At 72.4% G+C, this 16594-nt stretch carries 13 protein-coding genes; 3 read left to right on the plus strand and 10 right to left on the minus strand.

What is annotated here, in order from left to right; all coding sequences use genetic code 11:
* The first annotated feature begins 59 nt into the window (after window positions 1–59).
* Window positions 60–464, plus strand: coding sequence for an STAS domain-containing protein (locus AB0I81_RS30765; RefSeq protein WP_360663482.1), 405 nt, complete (start codon window positions 60–62; stop codon window positions 462–464).
* Here AB0I81_RS30765 and AB0I81_RS30770 read toward each other — a convergent pair.
* From AB0I81_RS30770 to AB0I81_RS30785, 4 genes are read right to left on the minus strand one after another with little or no spacing between them, the layout of a single operon-like run.
* A complete protein-coding gene (locus AB0I81_RS30770; protein WP_360663484.1) occupies window positions 450–1463 on the minus strand; it encodes a hypothetical protein in 1014 nt (337 codons plus the stop codon). The genes AB0I81_RS30765 and AB0I81_RS30770 overlap by 15 nt on opposite strands.
* Entirely contained in the window at window positions 1445–4039 is a 2595-nt protein-coding gene (locus AB0I81_RS30775) for an SMC family ATPase (RefSeq protein ID WP_360663486.1), read from the minus strand. Before AB0I81_RS30775 ends, AB0I81_RS30770 begins: the two co-directional genes overlap by 19 nt.
* Window positions 4039–5190 carry an exonuclease SbcCD subunit D gene (locus AB0I81_RS30780; protein WP_360663488.1) on the minus strand — a complete coding sequence of 384 codons (1152 nt, stop codon included), beginning with the start codon at window positions 5188–5190 and terminating at the stop codon, window positions 4039–4041. Before AB0I81_RS30780 ends, AB0I81_RS30775 begins: the two co-directional genes overlap by 1 nt.
* A 9-nt stretch (window positions 5191–5199) precedes the next feature.
* On the minus strand, window positions 5200–6957 hold the full coding sequence (locus tag AB0I81_RS30785) for an ATP-binding protein (protein ID WP_360663490.1): 1758 nt from the start codon (window positions 6955–6957) through the stop codon (window positions 5200–5202).
* A 124-nt stretch (window positions 6958–7081) separates the two neighbouring features.
* Between AB0I81_RS30785 and AB0I81_RS30790 the strand changes: the two genes are divergently transcribed.
* On the plus strand, window positions 7082–7261 hold the full coding sequence (locus AB0I81_RS30790) for a hypothetical protein (protein ID WP_360663492.1): 180 nt from the start codon (window positions 7082–7084) through the stop codon (window positions 7259–7261).
* Here AB0I81_RS30790 and AB0I81_RS30795 read toward each other — a convergent pair.
* The 5 genes from AB0I81_RS30795 to AB0I81_RS30815 form a co-directional block, all read right to left on the minus strand.
* Window positions 7248–7919: a PHP domain-containing protein gene (locus AB0I81_RS30795; RefSeq protein WP_360663494.1), complete on the minus strand. Its 672-nt coding sequence runs from the start codon at window positions 7917–7919 to the stop codon at window positions 7248–7250. The genes AB0I81_RS30790 and AB0I81_RS30795 overlap by 14 nt on opposite strands.
* A gap of 4 nt (window positions 7920–7923) precedes the next feature.
* Complete coding sequence (locus AB0I81_RS30800) at window positions 7924–8997, minus strand: Zn-dependent alcohol dehydrogenase (RefSeq protein ID WP_360663496.1); 1074 nt, start codon at window positions 8995–8997, stop codon at window positions 7924–7926.
* A gap of 15 nt (window positions 8998–9012) precedes the next feature.
* Complete coding sequence (locus AB0I81_RS30805) at window positions 9013–10434, minus strand: aldehyde dehydrogenase family protein (RefSeq protein ID WP_360663498.1); 1422 nt, start codon at window positions 10432–10434, stop codon at window positions 9013–9015.
* A gap of 132 nt (window positions 10435–10566) precedes the next feature.
* Entirely contained in the window at window positions 10567–11838 is a 1272-nt protein-coding gene (locus AB0I81_RS30810) for a cytochrome P450 (RefSeq protein ID WP_360663500.1), read from the minus strand.
* The gene (locus tag AB0I81_RS30815) at window positions 11835–12041 is read right to left on the minus strand and encodes a ferredoxin (RefSeq protein WP_360663502.1); all 207 of its coding nucleotides are present in this window, start codon (window positions 12039–12041) and stop codon (window positions 11835–11837) included. The genes AB0I81_RS30810 and AB0I81_RS30815 overlap by 4 nt, the downstream gene beginning before the upstream one ends.
* A 306-nt stretch (window positions 12042–12347) precedes the next feature.
* On the opposite strand from AB0I81_RS30815, the gene AB0I81_RS30820 reads away from it, so the two are divergent.
* The gene (locus tag AB0I81_RS30820; RefSeq protein WP_360663504.1) at window positions 12348–13280 is read left to right on the plus strand and encodes a hypothetical protein; all 933 of its coding nucleotides are present in this window, start codon (window positions 12348–12350) and stop codon (window positions 13278–13280) included.
* On the opposite strand, the gene AB0I81_RS30825 is transcribed toward AB0I81_RS30820, so the two are convergent.
* Window positions 13262–16537: a hypothetical protein gene (locus AB0I81_RS30825; RefSeq protein ID WP_360663506.1), complete on the minus strand. Its 3276-nt coding sequence runs from the start codon at window positions 16535–16537 to the stop codon at window positions 13262–13264. The genes AB0I81_RS30820 and AB0I81_RS30825 overlap by 19 nt on opposite strands.
* Window positions 16538–16594: the final 57 nt, after the last annotated feature.

Genomic DNA, 16594 nt, shown 5'->3' on the forward strand with positions numbered 1-16594 from the left:
ACGGACGAACACCTCCTGAGGGTTGCTCACCCTCCTCATCCGGCCAACGATGGAGATTCATGAGCGGAAAGAGCGATTCCGCCCGGCGCTTGAGCGTGTCGATCAGCCTGCACGAAGGCTTCCTCGTGGTCCGCGCCGGCGGCGACCTCGACTACCAGTGGGCGGACCTGCTGCACCGGGAGGTGCACGAGGCCCGGGAGACGGCCACCTCCGCCGGGCTGATCCTGGACCTGGGCGGCCTGACGTTCTGCGACTCGATGGGGGTGGGCGTGCTGGTGCTGCTGCTGAACGAGAGCCGCGAGCAGGGCTTCTCGCTGGTCCTGTCGGACGTGCCGGACCGCGTGGCGCAGATCCTGTCGATCAGCGGGCTGCTGGACTTCTTCCTGATCGAGCCCTCGGTGGAGGCGGCGATCCGGGCGGCCGATCCCCTCCCCGGCGCGGAGTCCGGGTCAGATTCCCTCTGAGGCCGGTTCGGGCGTGCGGCCGTGCCGGGCGGCGGCGGCGCGCAGGGCCCGGTAGAGGAGGCGGGCGTCGCCGAGGCGGTGGCGCAGCAGCCGTTCCAGCCCGCCGATGGGGACCAGGTTCTGCGGGGCGCGCGGGTCCTTGTAGGCGACGCCCGCGAGGGACGGCAGGGCGTGGGTGAGCGAGTCCGCCAGGTGCAGCAGGTGGTCGAGGGCCAGGTCCGCGTTCGCCTCGCAGCGTACGACGCCCGCCCAGGGCATGTCGGAGCCGGCGGGCAGCCGTACGTACCAGGCGTGGCGGCGCCAGCTCGTGCCCATGAGGAAGATCGGGGTGCGCTGCCCCGGCCGCAGGTCCGACACGGTGGCGGCCTGCGCGGCCGGCAGGTAGGCCGTGTGGTGGGTCTTGATGTAGCCGGCCGTGCGCGGCAGGTGCGTACGCCCCCGCAACGGCCCGTCCACCAGCAGCAGGTCGTCCTCGTCCGTCTCGGCCCTGTGGCGGATGGCCAGGTCCACCTCCAGCTGGGTGAGGTGCCGCTGGAGCGCCAGGACCAGCTCGTCCATGCCGGAGTCGGCCGCGCGGCGGGCCCGGTAGCCGGCGGACCTGGTGAGGATGTCGGCCAGGTGCGGCGAGGCGCTGAACACCGACCGGCTCACCTCCACGGCGGCCAGTGCGGCGGGCGTTCCGTCCCCGGGCGTGCAGCGGACGATTCCGGCGGCGCAGGAGGCGGCGAGTCCCGGCCTGGGCTCCTCGCCGTTCGCGCCGTAGGTCCACAGGCGGGCGTCGATCCTGCGTACCCCGTCGGCGATCAGCAGCACTCCGGGAGGCGGGATGCCGGGGTCCGGGGTGACCGGCCGCCAGCGGGCGGCGGGCAGCTCCACGTCGAGGTCGAGCTGCGCGCTGGTGGCGTCCAGCTCGGCCAGCGCCTCGGCGTTGAGCGCCGCCGTGTATCCGGGATCCCACGGATCGACGGTGAAGGCGGTTGTCAGGTCGTGGTTCTGCACAGATGCGATCCCTTGGCGTCGCGCCAGACCTCGAAACGGACGGGGATACGATCGGCCAGCGCGGGCACGTGCGTGATCACTCCCACCATGCGCTCGCGCCCGCCGGCCAGGCGTTCGAGCGTGGTGGCCACCGTGTCCAGGGCGGCCGGGTCGAGGCTGCCGAAGCCCTCGTCGAGGAAGAGCGAGTCGAGGCTGCGCGCCGCCGTCGCCGACAGCCCCGCCACCTGGTCGGACAGGGCCAGTGCGAGCGCCAGCGCGGCCTGGAACGTCTCGCCGCCGGACAACGTGCGGGCGTTGCGGCGCATGCCGGCCTCGGCGTGGTCGATGACCTCGATCTCGTTCCTGCCGCCGAGTGCCAGCTCGTACTGGCCGTCGGACAACTCGCGCAGGATGCCGGAGGCGGCGGTGACGAGCAGGTCGAGCGCCTCGGTGCAGAGCCAGCGTTCAAAAGCGTCCGCGCGCAGGCACTGGGCAAGCTCCTTCGCCACCCTGGCGCGCTCCTCCTCGGCGGCGGCCCGCTCGTCGAGCTCCCTGGCGGTGGCGCAATTCTCCCGGACCCGGGCGAGGTGTGCCTGGGCGCGTGCGATCGCGGCGACCAGCAGCTCGCCGAGCCGGGCGGCGGGGGCGTCGTCGGGGACGTCCACGCCGTGCGCGCTCAGCCGGGAGACCACGTCGGACCATGTACGTCCCGCGCGGCGCTTGGCCTCGGTGACGCGTTCGTCCTGGGCCGTCAGCTCCGACCGTTCCCGTACGGCCGCCTCGTCGCGCCAGGCGAGCAGGCCCGTCCAGGCGTCGTGGAGGTCGGCGCGCTCCAGTGGCGGCGCGCCGAGCGGCACCACGGTGTCGCGGGCGGTCTCCAGGTCGCGCCAGAGCCGGTCGGTCCTGCCCGTCAGCTCGTCGGCGTCGTTCCTCGCGGCGGTGAGCCTGGTCCGGGCGTCGCGGGCGGCCTGCCTGAGCCTGGCGGCCCGGCGCTCGGCCCCGCGCACCCCGGCCAGCCGCTCCTCCACCGCCGCCCGATCAGCGGCCAGCCGCTCCTCGACCCCGGCGCGGTCGAAGGCCACCCCGGCCCCGCCGAAGCCCGCTGCGGCGTCGTCGGAGACCGCTGCCGCATCGTCGGAGGCGGCCGCGGCAGCGTCGGAGGCCGGCTGCTCTTGTGTGGTTTCGGCACGTGCCGCGGTGCTCTCTTCGACAGTGCTCTGAAGGCGGGCGGCCAGTTCGCGGGCCGTCTGTTCCCAGTGGCGGGTCTGGGTCTCCGCCTCGGTGTGGCGGGTCCTGGCCCGTTCTGACTCGGTCTCGCGGGCCTTGACCCGCCGCTCGGCCTCGCGCAGCCCGGCCGCCTCCGGATGATGCGGCAGGTGCTCGACCGGCCGCAGGCACGCGGGACACTCCTGCCCGACGACCAGCCGGCGGGCGAGCTCGGCCCCCGCGTGCGCGTCCCGCAGCCGGTCCCTGTCCTGTTTCGCCCCGGCCAGGGCGGCCTCGCATGCGCGGGCTTCCGCGGCCAGCGGTTCGAGCGCGGCCCGCGTCTTGGCGGCCCTCGTCTCGGCCTCGCGCAGCTCGGTGACGACGCGTTCGTGCTCTTCGAGCTCCTTCAGCTCGCCCATCAGCAGCCCGGGATCGTCCAGGGCGGCCAGCTCGTCCTCGGCCCGCTGCTCCGCGGCGTCGGCGGCCTCGGCGTCGGCCGTACGGGCGGCGACCTCCTTGGCCGCCTCCCGCGCGTTCTCCGCGAGCGTCGGCGCCTGCCGGGGCATGGCGAGCGCGGTCAGCGCGGCGAGCCGGCCCTTGGTGACCTCCCGCTCCTCCGACAGCCGGGCGATCTGTTCATCGGAGGTTCTCAGCGCCTCCAGCTCGCCTCTGACCTGCTCGTCAAGGGTCCGCAGCGCGGCCAGCCCGGCCGTGGCGGCCCGTTCGGCGGCCTCGTCGGCGTCGGTGAGGCGGGCCAGGCGCTCGCGTGCGAAGCCCGCCGCCTGGGTGGCGACGTTCCCGTCCTGCACGGCGCGCTGCCTGATCCGCTCGTAGACGTCGGCGTCGAGGAGCTGGACCAGCAGGTCCTGCCGTTCGCGCGGCTGGGCGTGCAGGAACTCGGCGAACCTGCCCTGCGGGAGCACCACGCACTGGGTGAAGAAGCGGTACTCCAGACCGGTGATCCGCTGCACCTCGGCGGTGACCGCCGCGCCCTCCGCGACGGGCGCGATGACGGCTTCGAGCAGGTCGTCCAGCTCGGCGTCCGCGGGCACGGCCGGGTCGAGCTCGTCCAGGCGCGCCTCGGCGGTGTGCACCTTGCCCTTGGCGTCGCGTTTGAGCGCGCGGACCACGGCGTACCTGCGGCCGGCGGTCTCGAAGACCAGCGCGACCTTCGCGGCGATCGCGGACGGGGCCAGCGCGTGGGCGATGACGTTCTGGCTGCCCCAGCGGGGGACGGTGCCGTACAGGGCGAAGCAGATGGCGTCGATGAGCGTGCTCTTGCCCGCGCCGGTCGGGCCGACCAGGACGAAGTACTCGACGTCGGAGAAGTCCGCCGTGACCGGCTCGCGGAAGCTGCCGAAGTTGTCCAGGCGCAGCCGCAGCGGGCGCATCAGCCGGTCACCTCCTCGTGCAGCCGGTCGAACAGGGCCGAGACCTGCTCGTTCTGGCGTCCTGAGGCGGCCAGGTAGTCGCGGAACAACTCGCGCGGGCCGCGTGCCTCGCCGGGCGCGGCGGTGCGGCGGGCGTCGCGCACCGGCTGGAAACGTTCGTGCACGCCGACTTCCAGCGCCGTGGGCAGGATCTCGCGTACGGCGTCGGCCAGCCCCGGCCGCGGCCGCTCCGCCACGATCACCCGCAACCAGGTCTCGGCGTACCCGGCCGCCATGGCCTCCAGTTCCTCCAGCGTGCCCGTCACGGTGGCCAGGGCGCGGGCCGAGGAGATCGTCGCCTCGCGCACGGCGGCGGGGCGGCCGGGCTCCACGGTGACCAGCAGCGCGCCCGGCGTGTTGGCCTCCTCGCCGAAGTCGACGGCCAGCGGCGAGCCGCTGTACCAGATCGGGCAGGGGCCGGGGATCTGCTGGCGGCGGTGCAGGTGGCCGAGCGCGGCGTACTGGGTGGAGGGCGGGAACACGGTGGGCTCGAAGTAGTAGGAGAAGATCGACTGGGCGCGCCGCTCGCCGCCGCCGAACCTGCCGCTGGGCAGCGTGCCGTGGGTGGTGACGAGGTTGACGGTGCCGGGGTCGAAGCCCGCGGTGAGGGCCTCGACGAGTTCGGCGATGCGGGCGGCGTAGTCCCGGTTGTGCTCGGCGGGGGTGCCGGCGAGCACGTCGGCGGCGCGTACGACGTAGCGGTGCGACAGGAACGGCAGCACGGCCAGCCGCACCGGCTCGCCGGAGCGGGCCGTGAAGTCCAGGGTGCCGCCCTGGTCGGGACGCCGGAACGCGCCCACGACGTGCAGTCCCAGCCTGCCCAGGATCGGCCGGTACACCTCCAGCAGGTGCGGGTTGTCGTGGTTGCCCGCGAGCACTACTATGTCGCGGCCGTCCTCGCGCAGCGCCAGCAGGGCGTTCAGCACCAGCGACTGGGCCTCGGGCGTGGGGGCGGAGGTGTCGAAGAGGTCACCCGCCACGATGACGGCGTCCACGTCCTCCGTGCGGGCCAGTTCGACCAGCTCACGCAGCACGGCGCGGTGCTCGTCGATGCGGTGGCGTCCCTTGAGTACCTTGCCGACGTGCCAGTCGGCCGTGTGCAGGATCTTCATCGCGGCTCCTCAGAAGGGAGGGATGTCGTCGTCGGCGGCGCCGGGCAGCCCGGCGAAGGGGTCGGGGCCGCGCCGGGTGACCGTCTTCTTGGCCTCGGCGGGGCGGGTGGCCCAGGCGGGGAAGGGGAAGGTGACCGCGAGCGGGACGGGGATCTCCGGCTGGGTCACGAACATGGTCCCGGGCCGGGCGATCGTGGCACGTTCCCTGGCGGTGGCCGGGAGCCAGCCGTACTCGGGGCGGGTGGCCTCGGCCGGGTCGAGCCGCCCGGCCACGCGTACCGCGCAGTTGGCCACGATGCGGCGCTCCACCTCCGAGGCCGTCTGCTGGGCGCCGATGAGGATCACGCCCAGGGATCGGCCGCGTTCGGCCACGTCGAGCAGGATCTCCTTGATCGGGGAGTCGCCCTCGCGGGGCGCGTACTTGTTCAGCTCGTCCAGCACCACGAACAACAGCGGCCTGGCCGTGCCGGAGCTCTCCTTGCGGGCGAACTCGCCGCGCAGGGTCACGCCGACCACGAACCGCTGGGCCCGCTCGGGCAGGTTGTGCAGGTCCACGATCGACACCTGCGCGCCGGAGGTGGCGATCTCGTGGCCGCCGTCGCCGGGCAGGTCGCCCCTGACGATGGGCGACAGCGGCCGTACCGCGCTGCGCAGCCTGCGCAGGAAGGCGTTGACGGTGCCCAGCGGCGTCGGGGCGCCCGTCCAGGCGGCGCGGGTGCCCTCGTCGGTGAGCTGGTCCGCGACGAAGTCGGCGAGGTCGGCGAAGGTGCGGCAGACCGGGCCCGCGCTGCCGTCGGGGCGGCGCACGCGCACCGCGCCGCCCTCGCCGGCCGGCTCGGCCCAGGACTGCAGCCGGGCCGCGACCTGGCCGACGAGCAGGGAGTACTGGGCCCGCTCGTCGTCGGCGTCGGTGAAGACGAACCGCAGCAACTCCTCCGCGCAGAACCGCCGCAGCGTCCAGTAGTAGGCGCTGACGCCCTGCGTCCTGGCCATGACGTCCGGTACGCCGTTGGGGTCGCCCGCGCGCGGCGGCGCGAACACGTGGACGCTGCCGAAGGGCGCGGCGGGCAGGCCGAGCCGCTCGTAGCGGGCGCTCGCGGCGGCGTCCAGCCGGGTGTTGGCGTGGTCGAGGAAAAGCAGGTCCTCGCCTTTGACGGAGAAGATCAGCGCTTTGGTGTTCGCGGCCTCCGCGCCGAGCACGCCGGAGTTGAATATCGAATACACCAGGAACGTCGCGAACGACGTCTTCGTCGCCACGCCGGAAACGCCGGAGATCGACACGTGCGCGCCGCGGGTGCCGTCCAGGAAATCGAAATTGACGTACATGGGCTCGTTGTCGCGGCCCAGCCCCATGGGGATGCGCCGGTCCATGACGTCGAAGTAGAGCGCCCGGTCACGATCGCCGCTGCGCGCGCGGTAGACGGGCGCGCCGGGCAGCGGCGGGACGAAGACCTCCGGCTCGACCCTGGTGACGCGTACCTCGGCGATCTCCACGACCGCGGCGGGCAGCACGCCGTCGGCGATGAGGAACACGTCGGAGTCGAACCCGGCCCCCTCGTGCCTGGCCTCGACGGCCGACACCACGCCCGCGACCAGCACCTGGCCGAACTCCGGGACCTCGCGCCTGGTCACCACGACGTCGTCGAGCTGGACGACGCGGCCGGGCTCCAGGCCGATCCAGAACGACAGGGGCGAGGCGGCCTGAGTGCCGAGGACCCGGCCGACCGCGTCTCCGGACGCGGCGGTTCCCTCAGCCTTTTCGATCACCAGTCACTCCCGCCCCAATGGCCGTTTCTCCTCCCGCTGAAGTTTAACTATCGCGAAAACAACATTTGCCCTTTCCGGTGACCGCCCGCAATTGATCACTGCCGCGTCCGGGATGATGACCTTTGTGACTTTGCCTCCCGTGCCCAAGCTCGACGTGCGGCGATCCCTGCGCGATCTGCCCGTGCCCCTCGCCTATGACGGGCCGTGCCCCGGCGGCCAGGTGGGGGCCGCGTACGTGCGCTGGCCCGACGGCCGCCGCTCGGTCCTGACCAGGGGCATCTCGCGCCGGCTCAGACCTGCCTAGGGGTGTAGCGGCGGGCGTGCGGCCGGTACTCGCCGTAGTGCTCCGCCTCGCGCAGGGCGGCCAGGAAGGCGGCGGGGCCGTCGAAGTCGGGCATCTCCAGGTAGGCCGCGCCCACCCCCTCCGGGTCGTGCGCGTCCGAGCCCACCGTGCCGGGCAGGTCGCGGGCCAGCGCCGTGCGGAGGGCGGCCAGGTTGTGCCGGGGGTCGGCGGTCTTGGCGTTGAACACCTCCACCGCGTCGATCAGCCCCGCCTCGCACATCGCGCCGAGCCCGGCCCCGGCTCCGGAGCGCAGCGGGTCGTACGGGTGCGGCGCGCACACGATGCCGCCCTGCGCGCGGATCCGGCGGACCACCTCGGGGGCGGGCAGCACGTACGGCACCCGCTCGGTGAGGAACAGGCCGATCAGCTCCCCCGAGCCGGTGCGGATCTCCTCGCCGGGCACGACCCGGGCGCCGACCGCGCGCGACAGCCGCTCCGCCGTACCGGCCAGGTGGTGGTGGTCGGTCAGGCAGACGACGTCGATCCGGCAGGCCGCCACCCGCTCGGCCAGCTCGTCGAGCGTGGTGGTGGCATCGCCGGAGGCGACGGTGTGCACGTGGCAGTCCACGCGCACCCATCCGGGCCGGACGGCCCTGGACGTGTCGGGCGGGGTGATCACCGGATCAGAACGTGACCAGCGACCGGATCACCTCGCCCGACCCCATCGCGGTGAACGCCTCGCCCACCTCCTCCAGGCCGATGCGCCTGGTGATCAGGCCGTCCAGGTCGAGCCGCCCGGCCCGCCACAACCGCAGCAGGCGGCCGAAGTCGGTGCGCACGTCGCCGGAGCCGTACAGGCAGCCGACCAGCCGGCGTTCGGTGAAGAACAGCTCGGCGGCGCTGAAGGACACCAGGTCGTCGGCGCTGCCCGCGCCCACCACGACGGTCGTGCCGCCGCGCCGGGTGGCCCGCCACGCCTGCCTGATCGTCGCCGACCGGCCCACGACCTCGAAGGCGTAGTCGAACCCGCCGCCCTCGGCGGTCAGCTCCTTCACCGCGTCGGCCAGCCCGTCGGGGGTGCTCACGTGGGTGGCGCCGAACGCCCTGGCGGCCACCAGCTTGTCCGGGAACGGGTCCACGGCCAGGACGGTGGCGGCGGCGGCCAGCCTGGCGCCCTGGATCACGTTGATGCCGACGCCGCCGCAGCCGATCACCAGGACCGACGATCCCGGGCGTACCCGGGCGGTGTTGATCACGGCTCCGACGCCCGTCAGCACCGCGCAGCCGACCACCGCGGCCACGTCGAACGGCACGTCGTCCGGGATCGGGATGGCGGCCCGCGCGTCGACCACGGTCTCCTCGGCGAAGCAGCCCACGCCGAGCCCGGCGTGCGCGGGCTCGCCGGCGATGCTGAGCGTGGGCGGCGACGGCGGGGTCACGCTCGTGCACAGGTTCGGCTGGCCGCCCAGGCAGAGGTGACAGGTCCCGCAGGGCGGGATCCACGACAGGATGACGTGCGTGCCGACCGGCGGCCCGCTCACGCCGGGGCCGAGCTCGACCACCTCGCCCGCCCCTTCGTGGCCGGGCACCATCGGCAGCCGGGCGGGCAGCCTGCCCTCGCACATGGACAGGTCGGAGTGGCAGACGCCGGCGGCGCGCAGCCGCACCCGCACCTCTCCCGGTCCGGGCCGCCGCAGCGTCAGCTCGTCGCTGACCTCGACGGGCTTGCCGGCCTCGCGCAGGATAACGCCTCGCATGTGTCTTCCCCGGGCTCAGAGCTGTACGGACGTGGTGGTGAGGAACTCTTCCAGGCCGAAGCGGCCGTACTCGCGGCCGTAGCCGGACTGCTTGTAGCCGCCGAAGGGGGCCAGGCCGTTGTGCGCCCCGTCGTTGATCCGGATCTGCCCGGCCCGCAGCCGCCTGGCCACCCGGCGGGCGCGTTCCGGGTCCGCGGCGCGCACCCCCGCCGCCAGTCCGTACGGTGTGCCGTTGGCGATGGCGACCGCCTCGTCCTCGCCGTCGTAGGGCAGGATGACCAGGACGGGACCGAAGATCTCCTCCTGCGCGATCCTGTCCTGCGGCGCGACGCCGGTGATCACGGTCGGCCGCACGTAGAAGCCGCGTTCCAGCCCGTCGGGCGCGTCGGGTCCGCCGGTGAGGATCGTCGCGCCGTCGCCGGCGGCGGCACGCAGATGCTCGCGTACGCGCTCGCGCTGCACCCCGGAGACCAGCGGCCCGAGCCGGGTGACGCGGTCACGCGGGTCGCCGGGCGTGTACGTGGCCGCCTCCTCCGCGGCGATCCGCTCGGCCTCGGCCAGGTGTTCACGCGGGACCAGCAGCCGGGTCAGCGCCGAACAGGTCTGGCCGGAGTTCAGGTAGCACGCGGCGACGCCCTTGCGCACGGCGTCCTCGAACCCGTCGCCGTTGAGGTCGTCGAGCAGCACGTTGGCGGACTTGCCGCCCAGCTCCAGCGCGGTGCGTTTGACGCCGGCGGCGGCCAGTTCCGCCACCCGCCGCCCGGCGCGGGTGGAGCCGGTGAAGGAGACCATGTCCACCAGCGGGTGCGCCGCCAGCGCCTCCCCCGCCTCCGGCCCGGTCCCGGAGACCAGGTTGAACACGCCCCGGGGGAACCCGGCCGCGTGCATCACCTCGGCCAGCACGAACGCGTTGAGCGGGGTGACCTCGCTGGGCTTGAGCACCACCGTGCAGCCCGCGGTCAGCGCCGGGGCGACCTTGGCGGCGATCTGGTGCAGCGGGTAGTTCCACGGGGTGATCGCGCCGACGACGCCGATCGGGTCGCGGTAGATCACCGACGCCCCGGCCCGCTCCTCGAACTCGACGCCCGCCGCGATCTCGGGCATCGAGGCGAAGGTGCGGATCGGCGAACCCACCTGGATGGCCCGGGTCAGCGACAGCGGCATGCCCAGCTCGTTCACGATCGTCTCGGCCAGCTCGCCGGCCCGCTCCCCCAGCGCGACCGCCACGGCCGCGCACAACTCGGCGCGCTCGGCGGCGGGCCGGGCCGACCAGGCGGGCAGTGCGGCGGACGCCGCCTCCACGGCCCGCGCCACGTCCTTGGCCCCGGCTGCGGGCACCTCGTCGAAGGGCTCCTCGGTGGCGGGGTTGACCACCGGTATCGCGGTGCCGCCGCTCGGCGACACCCATTCACCGTCGACATAGATCCGATGCGGCATGACCCACCTTCAGTTTTGGACGTTTATTCTAGATCGCGATTCTAGAAGCCAGTCGGCGGAGACGTCCAGGCCGGGTGAGGCGGGCGGGGCCCCGGCCCCGCCCGCACGGCCGATGCTCAGGGGCCCGCCGGCTCAGCCGATACTCAGGGGCAGCGTGCGCGGACCGCGTACCTGGCTGGCCGCCCACGTCACCGCGGACGGATCGGCCAGCCCGAACACCGGGATCCGCGACAACCACACCTCCAGCGCCACCCTCAGCTCCATGCGCGCCAGATGCGAGCCCACACAGCGGTGGATCCCCAGCCCGAACGCGGCGTGCCGGTTGACCTCCCGGTCGATGACCACCTCGTCGGCCCGCTCGAACTGGGCCGGGTCGCGGTTGGCGGCGGGGAAGGACAGCAGGATCCAGTCGTCGGCCCTCATGTCCACGCCGTTCCAGCGCATGTCCTCCTTGACCAGCCGGGCCATGGTGACCGGCGCGTACGCCCGCAGGAACTCCTCCATCGCCGTCGGCAACAACCCAGGCTCGGCCACCAGCCGCTCCCGGTCGGCCGGGGTCCTGGCCAGATGCCACAACGATGCCCCGATCGCGCTCCACGTCGTGTCGATGCCCGCGATGAGCAGCAGGATCATCGTGCCGACGACGTGGGAGGGCTCCAGCTTCCTGCCGTACAGCTCGGCGTCGATGAGGAAGCTCGTCAGGTCGTCGCGCGGGTGCTCGATGTGGTCCTGGATCTGGGCCACCAGGTAGTCCGACAACATGCCGAACCGCTCGGCGCGCTCCTCGGGCGGCCGGTTCACGCTCTCCAGCGCGTTCTCGACGAACTCGCGGAACTTCTCGCCGTCGCCGGGCGGCAGCCCGAGCAGGTCGGCGATCACCCGCGTCGGAATGTGCTGGGCGTACTCGGACGCCGCGTCCACGACGTCCCGCCCCTCGAAGGAGTCGATCAGCTCGTGGCAGAACGCCCGCGTCGCCTCCTCCCGTTTGGCCACCGCGCTCTTGGTGAACGCCGGCAGCAGCAACTTGCGGGCGTCGTGATGGAACGGCGGGTCGGACGAGATCGGCGGCACGCCGCCCACCGGCGCCTCCTCACGCGGCGGGCGCACATGGCTCACGACGATCGCGCGGGAGGAGAACCGATCGGTGTCGTAGGCGATGGCGGCCACGTCCTCGTACCGCGTCGGCAGCCACGCCCCGCCGAACCGCTCGGTGTGCGCGATCGGGCAACGCCGCCGCAGATCATCCTGGATCGGGTACGGATCCGCCGCCCACGCCGGATCGACATGGGAGAAATCGGTCGCCCAGTCGGAGACCGGATCGGTGACGATCTCACTGATCGTCACGGGCCCGCGGTTCCTGCGGGCGTTCTCCAGATCCGCGCCGAACCGGTCCTCACCGCTCATCGGACGCCCCCGTCCACGAGCCCGATCGCACGTTCCGGGCAGTTGGACGCCGCGAGCCGCGCCCCCGGCTCCTGCCCCGCGGGAACCGCGCCGCCACCCACCACCGCCCCGTACCCTTCGTCGTCCTCACCGAACAGGGCGGGCGCGAGGTCGTAGCAGCGACCGTGCCCGTGGCAGCGCTCGGAGTCGATCTGCACCTTCATTGGCCACTCCCGTCTGTGCTGGGGATTCTCGGCTGGGAGGCGACGTCCTGCGGGATCGGGGATGCCCAACAAGCGCTTGGCGGGCGAAACGCTTCCCTCCTGGGAATTAAAAAAGCGTTCATTTGACTCGTCAAGGGCCCCCGCCGCCCACCTGGGGTTGTCTGGCGGCCCTTGAAGACGACAGTCCGTTTCGTCCCAGTTCGAGTTCCGGCCGACGCCACTCAGACACCGGCCGTGCCTATCGATGGATCGGCACCTCAGCATGGAATCCGCGCGCCCCCGCCTTGGACCTGGCATCGTCGAATCATGGTCGTCGCGCGGGCGTGGCGGACCCCGCTGTTCCTGATCTCCGGCGCCGTCGTGCTGGCGCTTGCCGGGTGGTGGCAGTATCAGGCGGCCATCCCCTCCTTCCCCGTCGTCACCGAGCCTGGAACGGTGGGAATGATCATCTTCGGACCGGCCCACGACGTCGAGATCACGCTGCGCGTGTCCGACGGATCAAGCCTGGCAGTCGAGGTCCTGGCTACGTTCGACCCGGGCGAACGGGCCCGGCCCGCCATCCCGGCATCGGGGTGCGTTCCGATGCGGGTCTACCACTCCGTCGACCGCCCGTCGCCGCCGCGAGAAACCGAGCTCTGCCCCTCGACTCCACCAACCGGAAAATACCGGGCCGCGGGAGGGGCCAGCTTCACGGTGGCCGATCCGATGGTAGCCCGGAGCGGGTCCAGCACCGTCGTGCGAATGCCCCGGGTGAGCCCGACCTGGTTCGGGACGGACTGGGACTACGAGGTCGTGTACGAGGGCTCCTTCGACCGGACCGGCCAGGACGCTGAAGACCAGCTCAAACCCGAGGCGGTCTCTCCCGACTACGGGGGCCCCGGCCTGCGATGGGTACGCGAGCAGGTGCGCGCCAACGCGCAGAACCCTGAGCCCGGCCCCTACGGCACCTTCACCGACGTCCCGGCCGAGAAGGCGGCGAGCCGCTCGCTGTTCTGGGCCGGCCTGCTCGGTGGGACCGCGCTGTCGGTGCTGGCGTGGGCGGGTGACCTGGCCCTGGCACGACGGGCCGAACGGCGGCGCGAGCAGGAGCGGCGGGCCGAGGAGGAGGCCCACCGGCGCGAGATCGCCGACCTGGCCGCGCAGCGAGTGCTGGCGGCTCTGGCCGAACGAGAGAACGAACGGCCCGGCGGGTTGCTCCGCCGGATCGCCCGATGGGCCGGTCAGGGAATGCGGAGATAGGCCAGGGCGAACGGGCTGTCACCGGGGGTTCCCGCGGCGGTGTGGCACCAGACGTCGACCGTCACCCGGGGTGCGGCGGCGTAGGAGTTGACGTTGCCCAGATGGCAGTACCCGCCGCCCGTGCCGGTGGAGGTCACCTGGACACTGTCCCCGACCTTCCCCAGGTTCTCCCAGGTCAGCCGGTAGTTGCCGGTGCCGAGCCGGGTGAGGGCGGGGGTCTCGCCGCTGCTGCTGTGGGAACGGGCGGGGTCCACGTCGCCGGTCACGGTGACGTACGCGGCCGGTGTGGTGACGTCCCGGTGGAGTCCCGCGCCTTGGGTGTAGGACAGCAGCCAGGGCGAGTCGGTGGGAGCGCCGCCGCTGATCGCATGACAGACGACGGTGATCTCCAGGCGATCGTCCCCAGGCTGGGTGGCCGCCGGGTTGCACCGGGCGGGGGCGCCGTTCCCGTAGGGCGTGACCTGGACGTACCCGGTCCCGTCGGTGAACGCCCGGCCGTCCAGGGTGACCTGGTAGCGGCCCGCGGACGCACGGACGACGCGATTGACGCCGCCGCCGGAGTTCACCGTGCCCGTGTTGAGGACGGGATTCACCGTATGGACGCCGCCGGCCGTGTCGTCGTACCGGATCGTGGCATAGGGGGTCGTGCCGGGGCCGAACTCGGCGAAGAAGACCGTGAACCACCAGTCGGCCGGAGCGCCGTTCTCCTTGAAGCAGCGCACCTGGACCAGCTGGTCGGGCCCGTCGGGCGCATACCCGGTGACGCCGCAGGTGCGGCCCCGGTAGGCGGTCCGGTACGGGGTGACGTGCGCGATCCCGCCGGGCGAGGCCACCCCGGGCAGGCGGACGTCGTAGGTGCCCGTGCCGGTGTGCACTACCGTGGCGCGCCGGTTGGCGGTGGCCGGGTCGAGGCGCCCGGTGCTCCACTGTCCTGAGGTCGTGAGCGAGGTCACCGCCCCCAGCGGGGCCTCGGCGGGGGTGGCCCGGTCCATGTAGGCGTAACCCCAGCGCGGCGCCGTCACCGGCTTCGGGCTGTCGGCCGCCACGACGGCGTCGAGGAAACGGGCGCGGTACGCCATGATCTCGTCGGTGGTCATCTCCGGCACGTCGCCGGGAGCGGGGAGGTCGTCGCCGGAACCGGGGGCGATCCGGATCCGCGACCAGTCGTCGGAGCCGACCAGCACGCCGTCGTCAATTTTGTACTTGTGCTCATCGGGGTAGTCGAAGCCCTGGGGCACCACGGCCCGGTCGGTCAGCGCGGGGTGGCTGTCGCAGACTCCGTCGAGTCCCGCGTAGATCTTGCCGTCCTGCACGCTGTCGTCGTCCGCCCGCGGGCTCTCCAGGCTCCCGTCGGCGGCCTCGACGCAGAGCTGGAATTCCCCGTTGACGTCGACTTCCACGACTCCGTCGTCCTCGGGATGCCAGTCGATCGGCTCGGAGGCGTCGCCGATGTGCCGGACGCCCTTGTTGTCCCACCAGGTGGCCATGGCGTGCCGGCCGGTTCCCAGCCCGTTGCGGCCTTCGTCGAGCCGCCAGCGGCGCAGCGGCCAGAGCGTGCTTCTGGAGTAGTCGATCGTGCTGACCTCCTCGAGGGCCTGTTCGAGCCGGTTGCCCCGGCCGATGGCCGGGCCGAGCCGTTCCCTGTGCCGGTCCCATGCGACGTAGTCGGGGATGCCGATGGACGAGTAGGCGTAGTTCATCGCCGACAGATAGTTCGGCTTGTAGTTCACGTGGTCGTGACCGCCGTGCGCGAGTCCCAGGGCATGTCCGAGCTCGTGGACGAAGGCCCCGCTCTGCACCCGTACCGACGGATTCTGAATGGTGCCGAGAGTGACCACGAAGCCCCATTTCGTGCAGCAACTCCCGCTCTTGTTGGTGTCGTCCGCCCGGTAGCCCCACAGGTTGTAACGGAACAGGCCCCTGCGGACCGCTGAGAAGTGAGCATCGGCGAATCTGTAGTAGGGCAGCACCTGGTAGGGCGCGTGGACCAGCGGCCGCATCCGTTCCTCCTGGCTGACGGGGATGCCCTCGTCCAGGTCGACGAGCAGTTGCACGCCCGCCGCGGGAAGGTGCCCATAGGGGCAGAAGTCCTGCGGGCCGCGCGGGGCGTCGGCGAACATGGCGATCGCCTCGTCGATCGCGGCTCGGTCGGGCATATCGCTGACGTCGCCGACGATGTCGTGGAGCCAGTCGATCTCGACCGCGATGGTCTCGCGGCAGGGGTCGGAGCCGTGGTCGGGCAGCCACGTGTCGACGACGCCCTGGTCGCGGATGCCGTGCAGCTCAATCCGGTCGCTGAGCCCGTCGCCGTCGCTGTCGTGGTCGATCGTGGTGTAGAACTGGTCGGCGTTCTTCTTGAAGAGGTGCAGATCCTTGCCCGAAGGCGCGGCGTGATCGAGCAGGATGCGGCCCGAATCAAGATCCCGGACGCGCAGAGACCGCAGGCTCCAGTTGTCGGTGCAACAGTCGTCGGCGTAGTTGACGTGCTCGATGGTGAAGCCGTTGGCCAGGTCGGCGGCGGTGGCGCAGCCGGCCAGGTGGGTTCGCCAGGTGTACTCGACATCGGGCTGGTCACTGGTGTTGCCCTGGTGGTAGGGGCGGGGTGGGGCGTGCGCGGGGCGCTCCTCGAAGAGGAACACGAGGTCGCCGAGCCTGATGATCTCCAGGGAGTCCTCCCGGAGCCCGTGCGTGCCGATTCCGATGGTGAACTCCATCCGGCAGAACGTGCGGGCCGGATCGGCCGGAGGGTCGGGCGGGTGCTCGCCGTCGACCGGGATCCGCAGGATCTGACCGGCGTTCTTCTGGAAGTGGTGCACGTACTCCCTGCCAGGTGGGGCGGTGAGTTCGGCCAGGATGGCTCCGCTCACCGGGTCCTCGATGCGCAGGTATTTCAGATACCATTCGTCGGTGCAACAGTCGTCGGCATAGTTGACGTGCTCGATGGTGAAGCCGTTGGCCAGATCGGCAGAGGTGGCGCAGCTGCGCAGGGACCCCGTCCACCGGTGTTCGATGTGGGTCCGGTTGCCCGTGCCGCCCTGATGGTAGGGCCGGGGCGGCGCGTAGAGCGGGCGCTCGGTGAACAGGAACACCTTCTCGCCGAGCCTGATGATCTCCAGGGAGTCGTCCCGGATCCCGTCATCCCCGGTCCCGATGACGAACCTCAGACTGCACAACTCGGCCGCCCACGCGGGTGGGGCCGGGAGTACCACGAGAACGGCGGCGACCAGCAGCACCATGGCGGCGGCGAGTCGGGACATGGGCAACCTCCGGCGGGTGAGTTCGGCACATCCAGGATCGGATCGGGCCGCTCACGC

The organism is Nonomuraea sp. NPDC050404 (assembly GCF_040655495.1).
Taxonomy (GTDB): domain Bacteria; phylum Actinomycetota; class Actinomycetes; order Streptosporangiales; family Streptosporangiaceae; genus Nonomuraea.

Excerpts from the sequence above, each read along its gene's own strand:
- AB0I81_RS30805 (WP_360663498.1), bottom strand. The coding sequence starts at position 10,434 with ATGCCGCATCGGATCTATGTCGACGGTGAATGGGTGTCGCCGAGCGGC.
- AB0I81_RS30815 (WP_360663502.1), bottom strand. The coding sequence starts at position 12,041 with ATGAAGGTGCAGATCGACTCCGAGCGCTGCCACGGGCACGGTCGCTGC.
- AB0I81_RS30810 (WP_360663500.1), bottom strand. The coding sequence starts at position 11,838 with ATGAGCGGTGAGGACCGGTTCGGCGCGGATCTGGAGAACGCCCGCAGG.
- AB0I81_RS30825 (WP_360663506.1), bottom strand. The coding sequence starts at position 16,537 with ATGTCCCGACTCGCCGCCGCCATGGTGCTGCTGGTCGCCGCCGTTCTC.
- AB0I81_RS30775 (WP_360663486.1), bottom strand. The coding sequence starts at position 4,039 with ATGCGCCCGCTGCGGCTGCGCCTGGACAACTTCGGCAGCTTCCGCGAG.
- AB0I81_RS30820 (WP_360663504.1), top strand. The coding sequence starts at position 12,348 with ATGGTCGTCGCGCGGGCGTGGCGGACCCCGCTGTTCCTGATCTCCGGC.
- AB0I81_RS30780 (WP_360663488.1), bottom strand. The coding sequence starts at position 5,190 with ATGAAGATCCTGCACACGGCCGACTGGCACGTCGGCAAGGTACTCAAG.
- AB0I81_RS30765 (WP_360663482.1), top strand. The coding sequence starts at position 60 with ATGAGCGGAAAGAGCGATTCCGCCCGGCGCTTGAGCGTGTCGATCAGC.
- AB0I81_RS30800 (WP_360663496.1), bottom strand. The coding sequence starts at position 8,997 with ATGCGAGGCGTTATCCTGCGCGAGGCCGGCAAGCCCGTCGAGGTCAGC.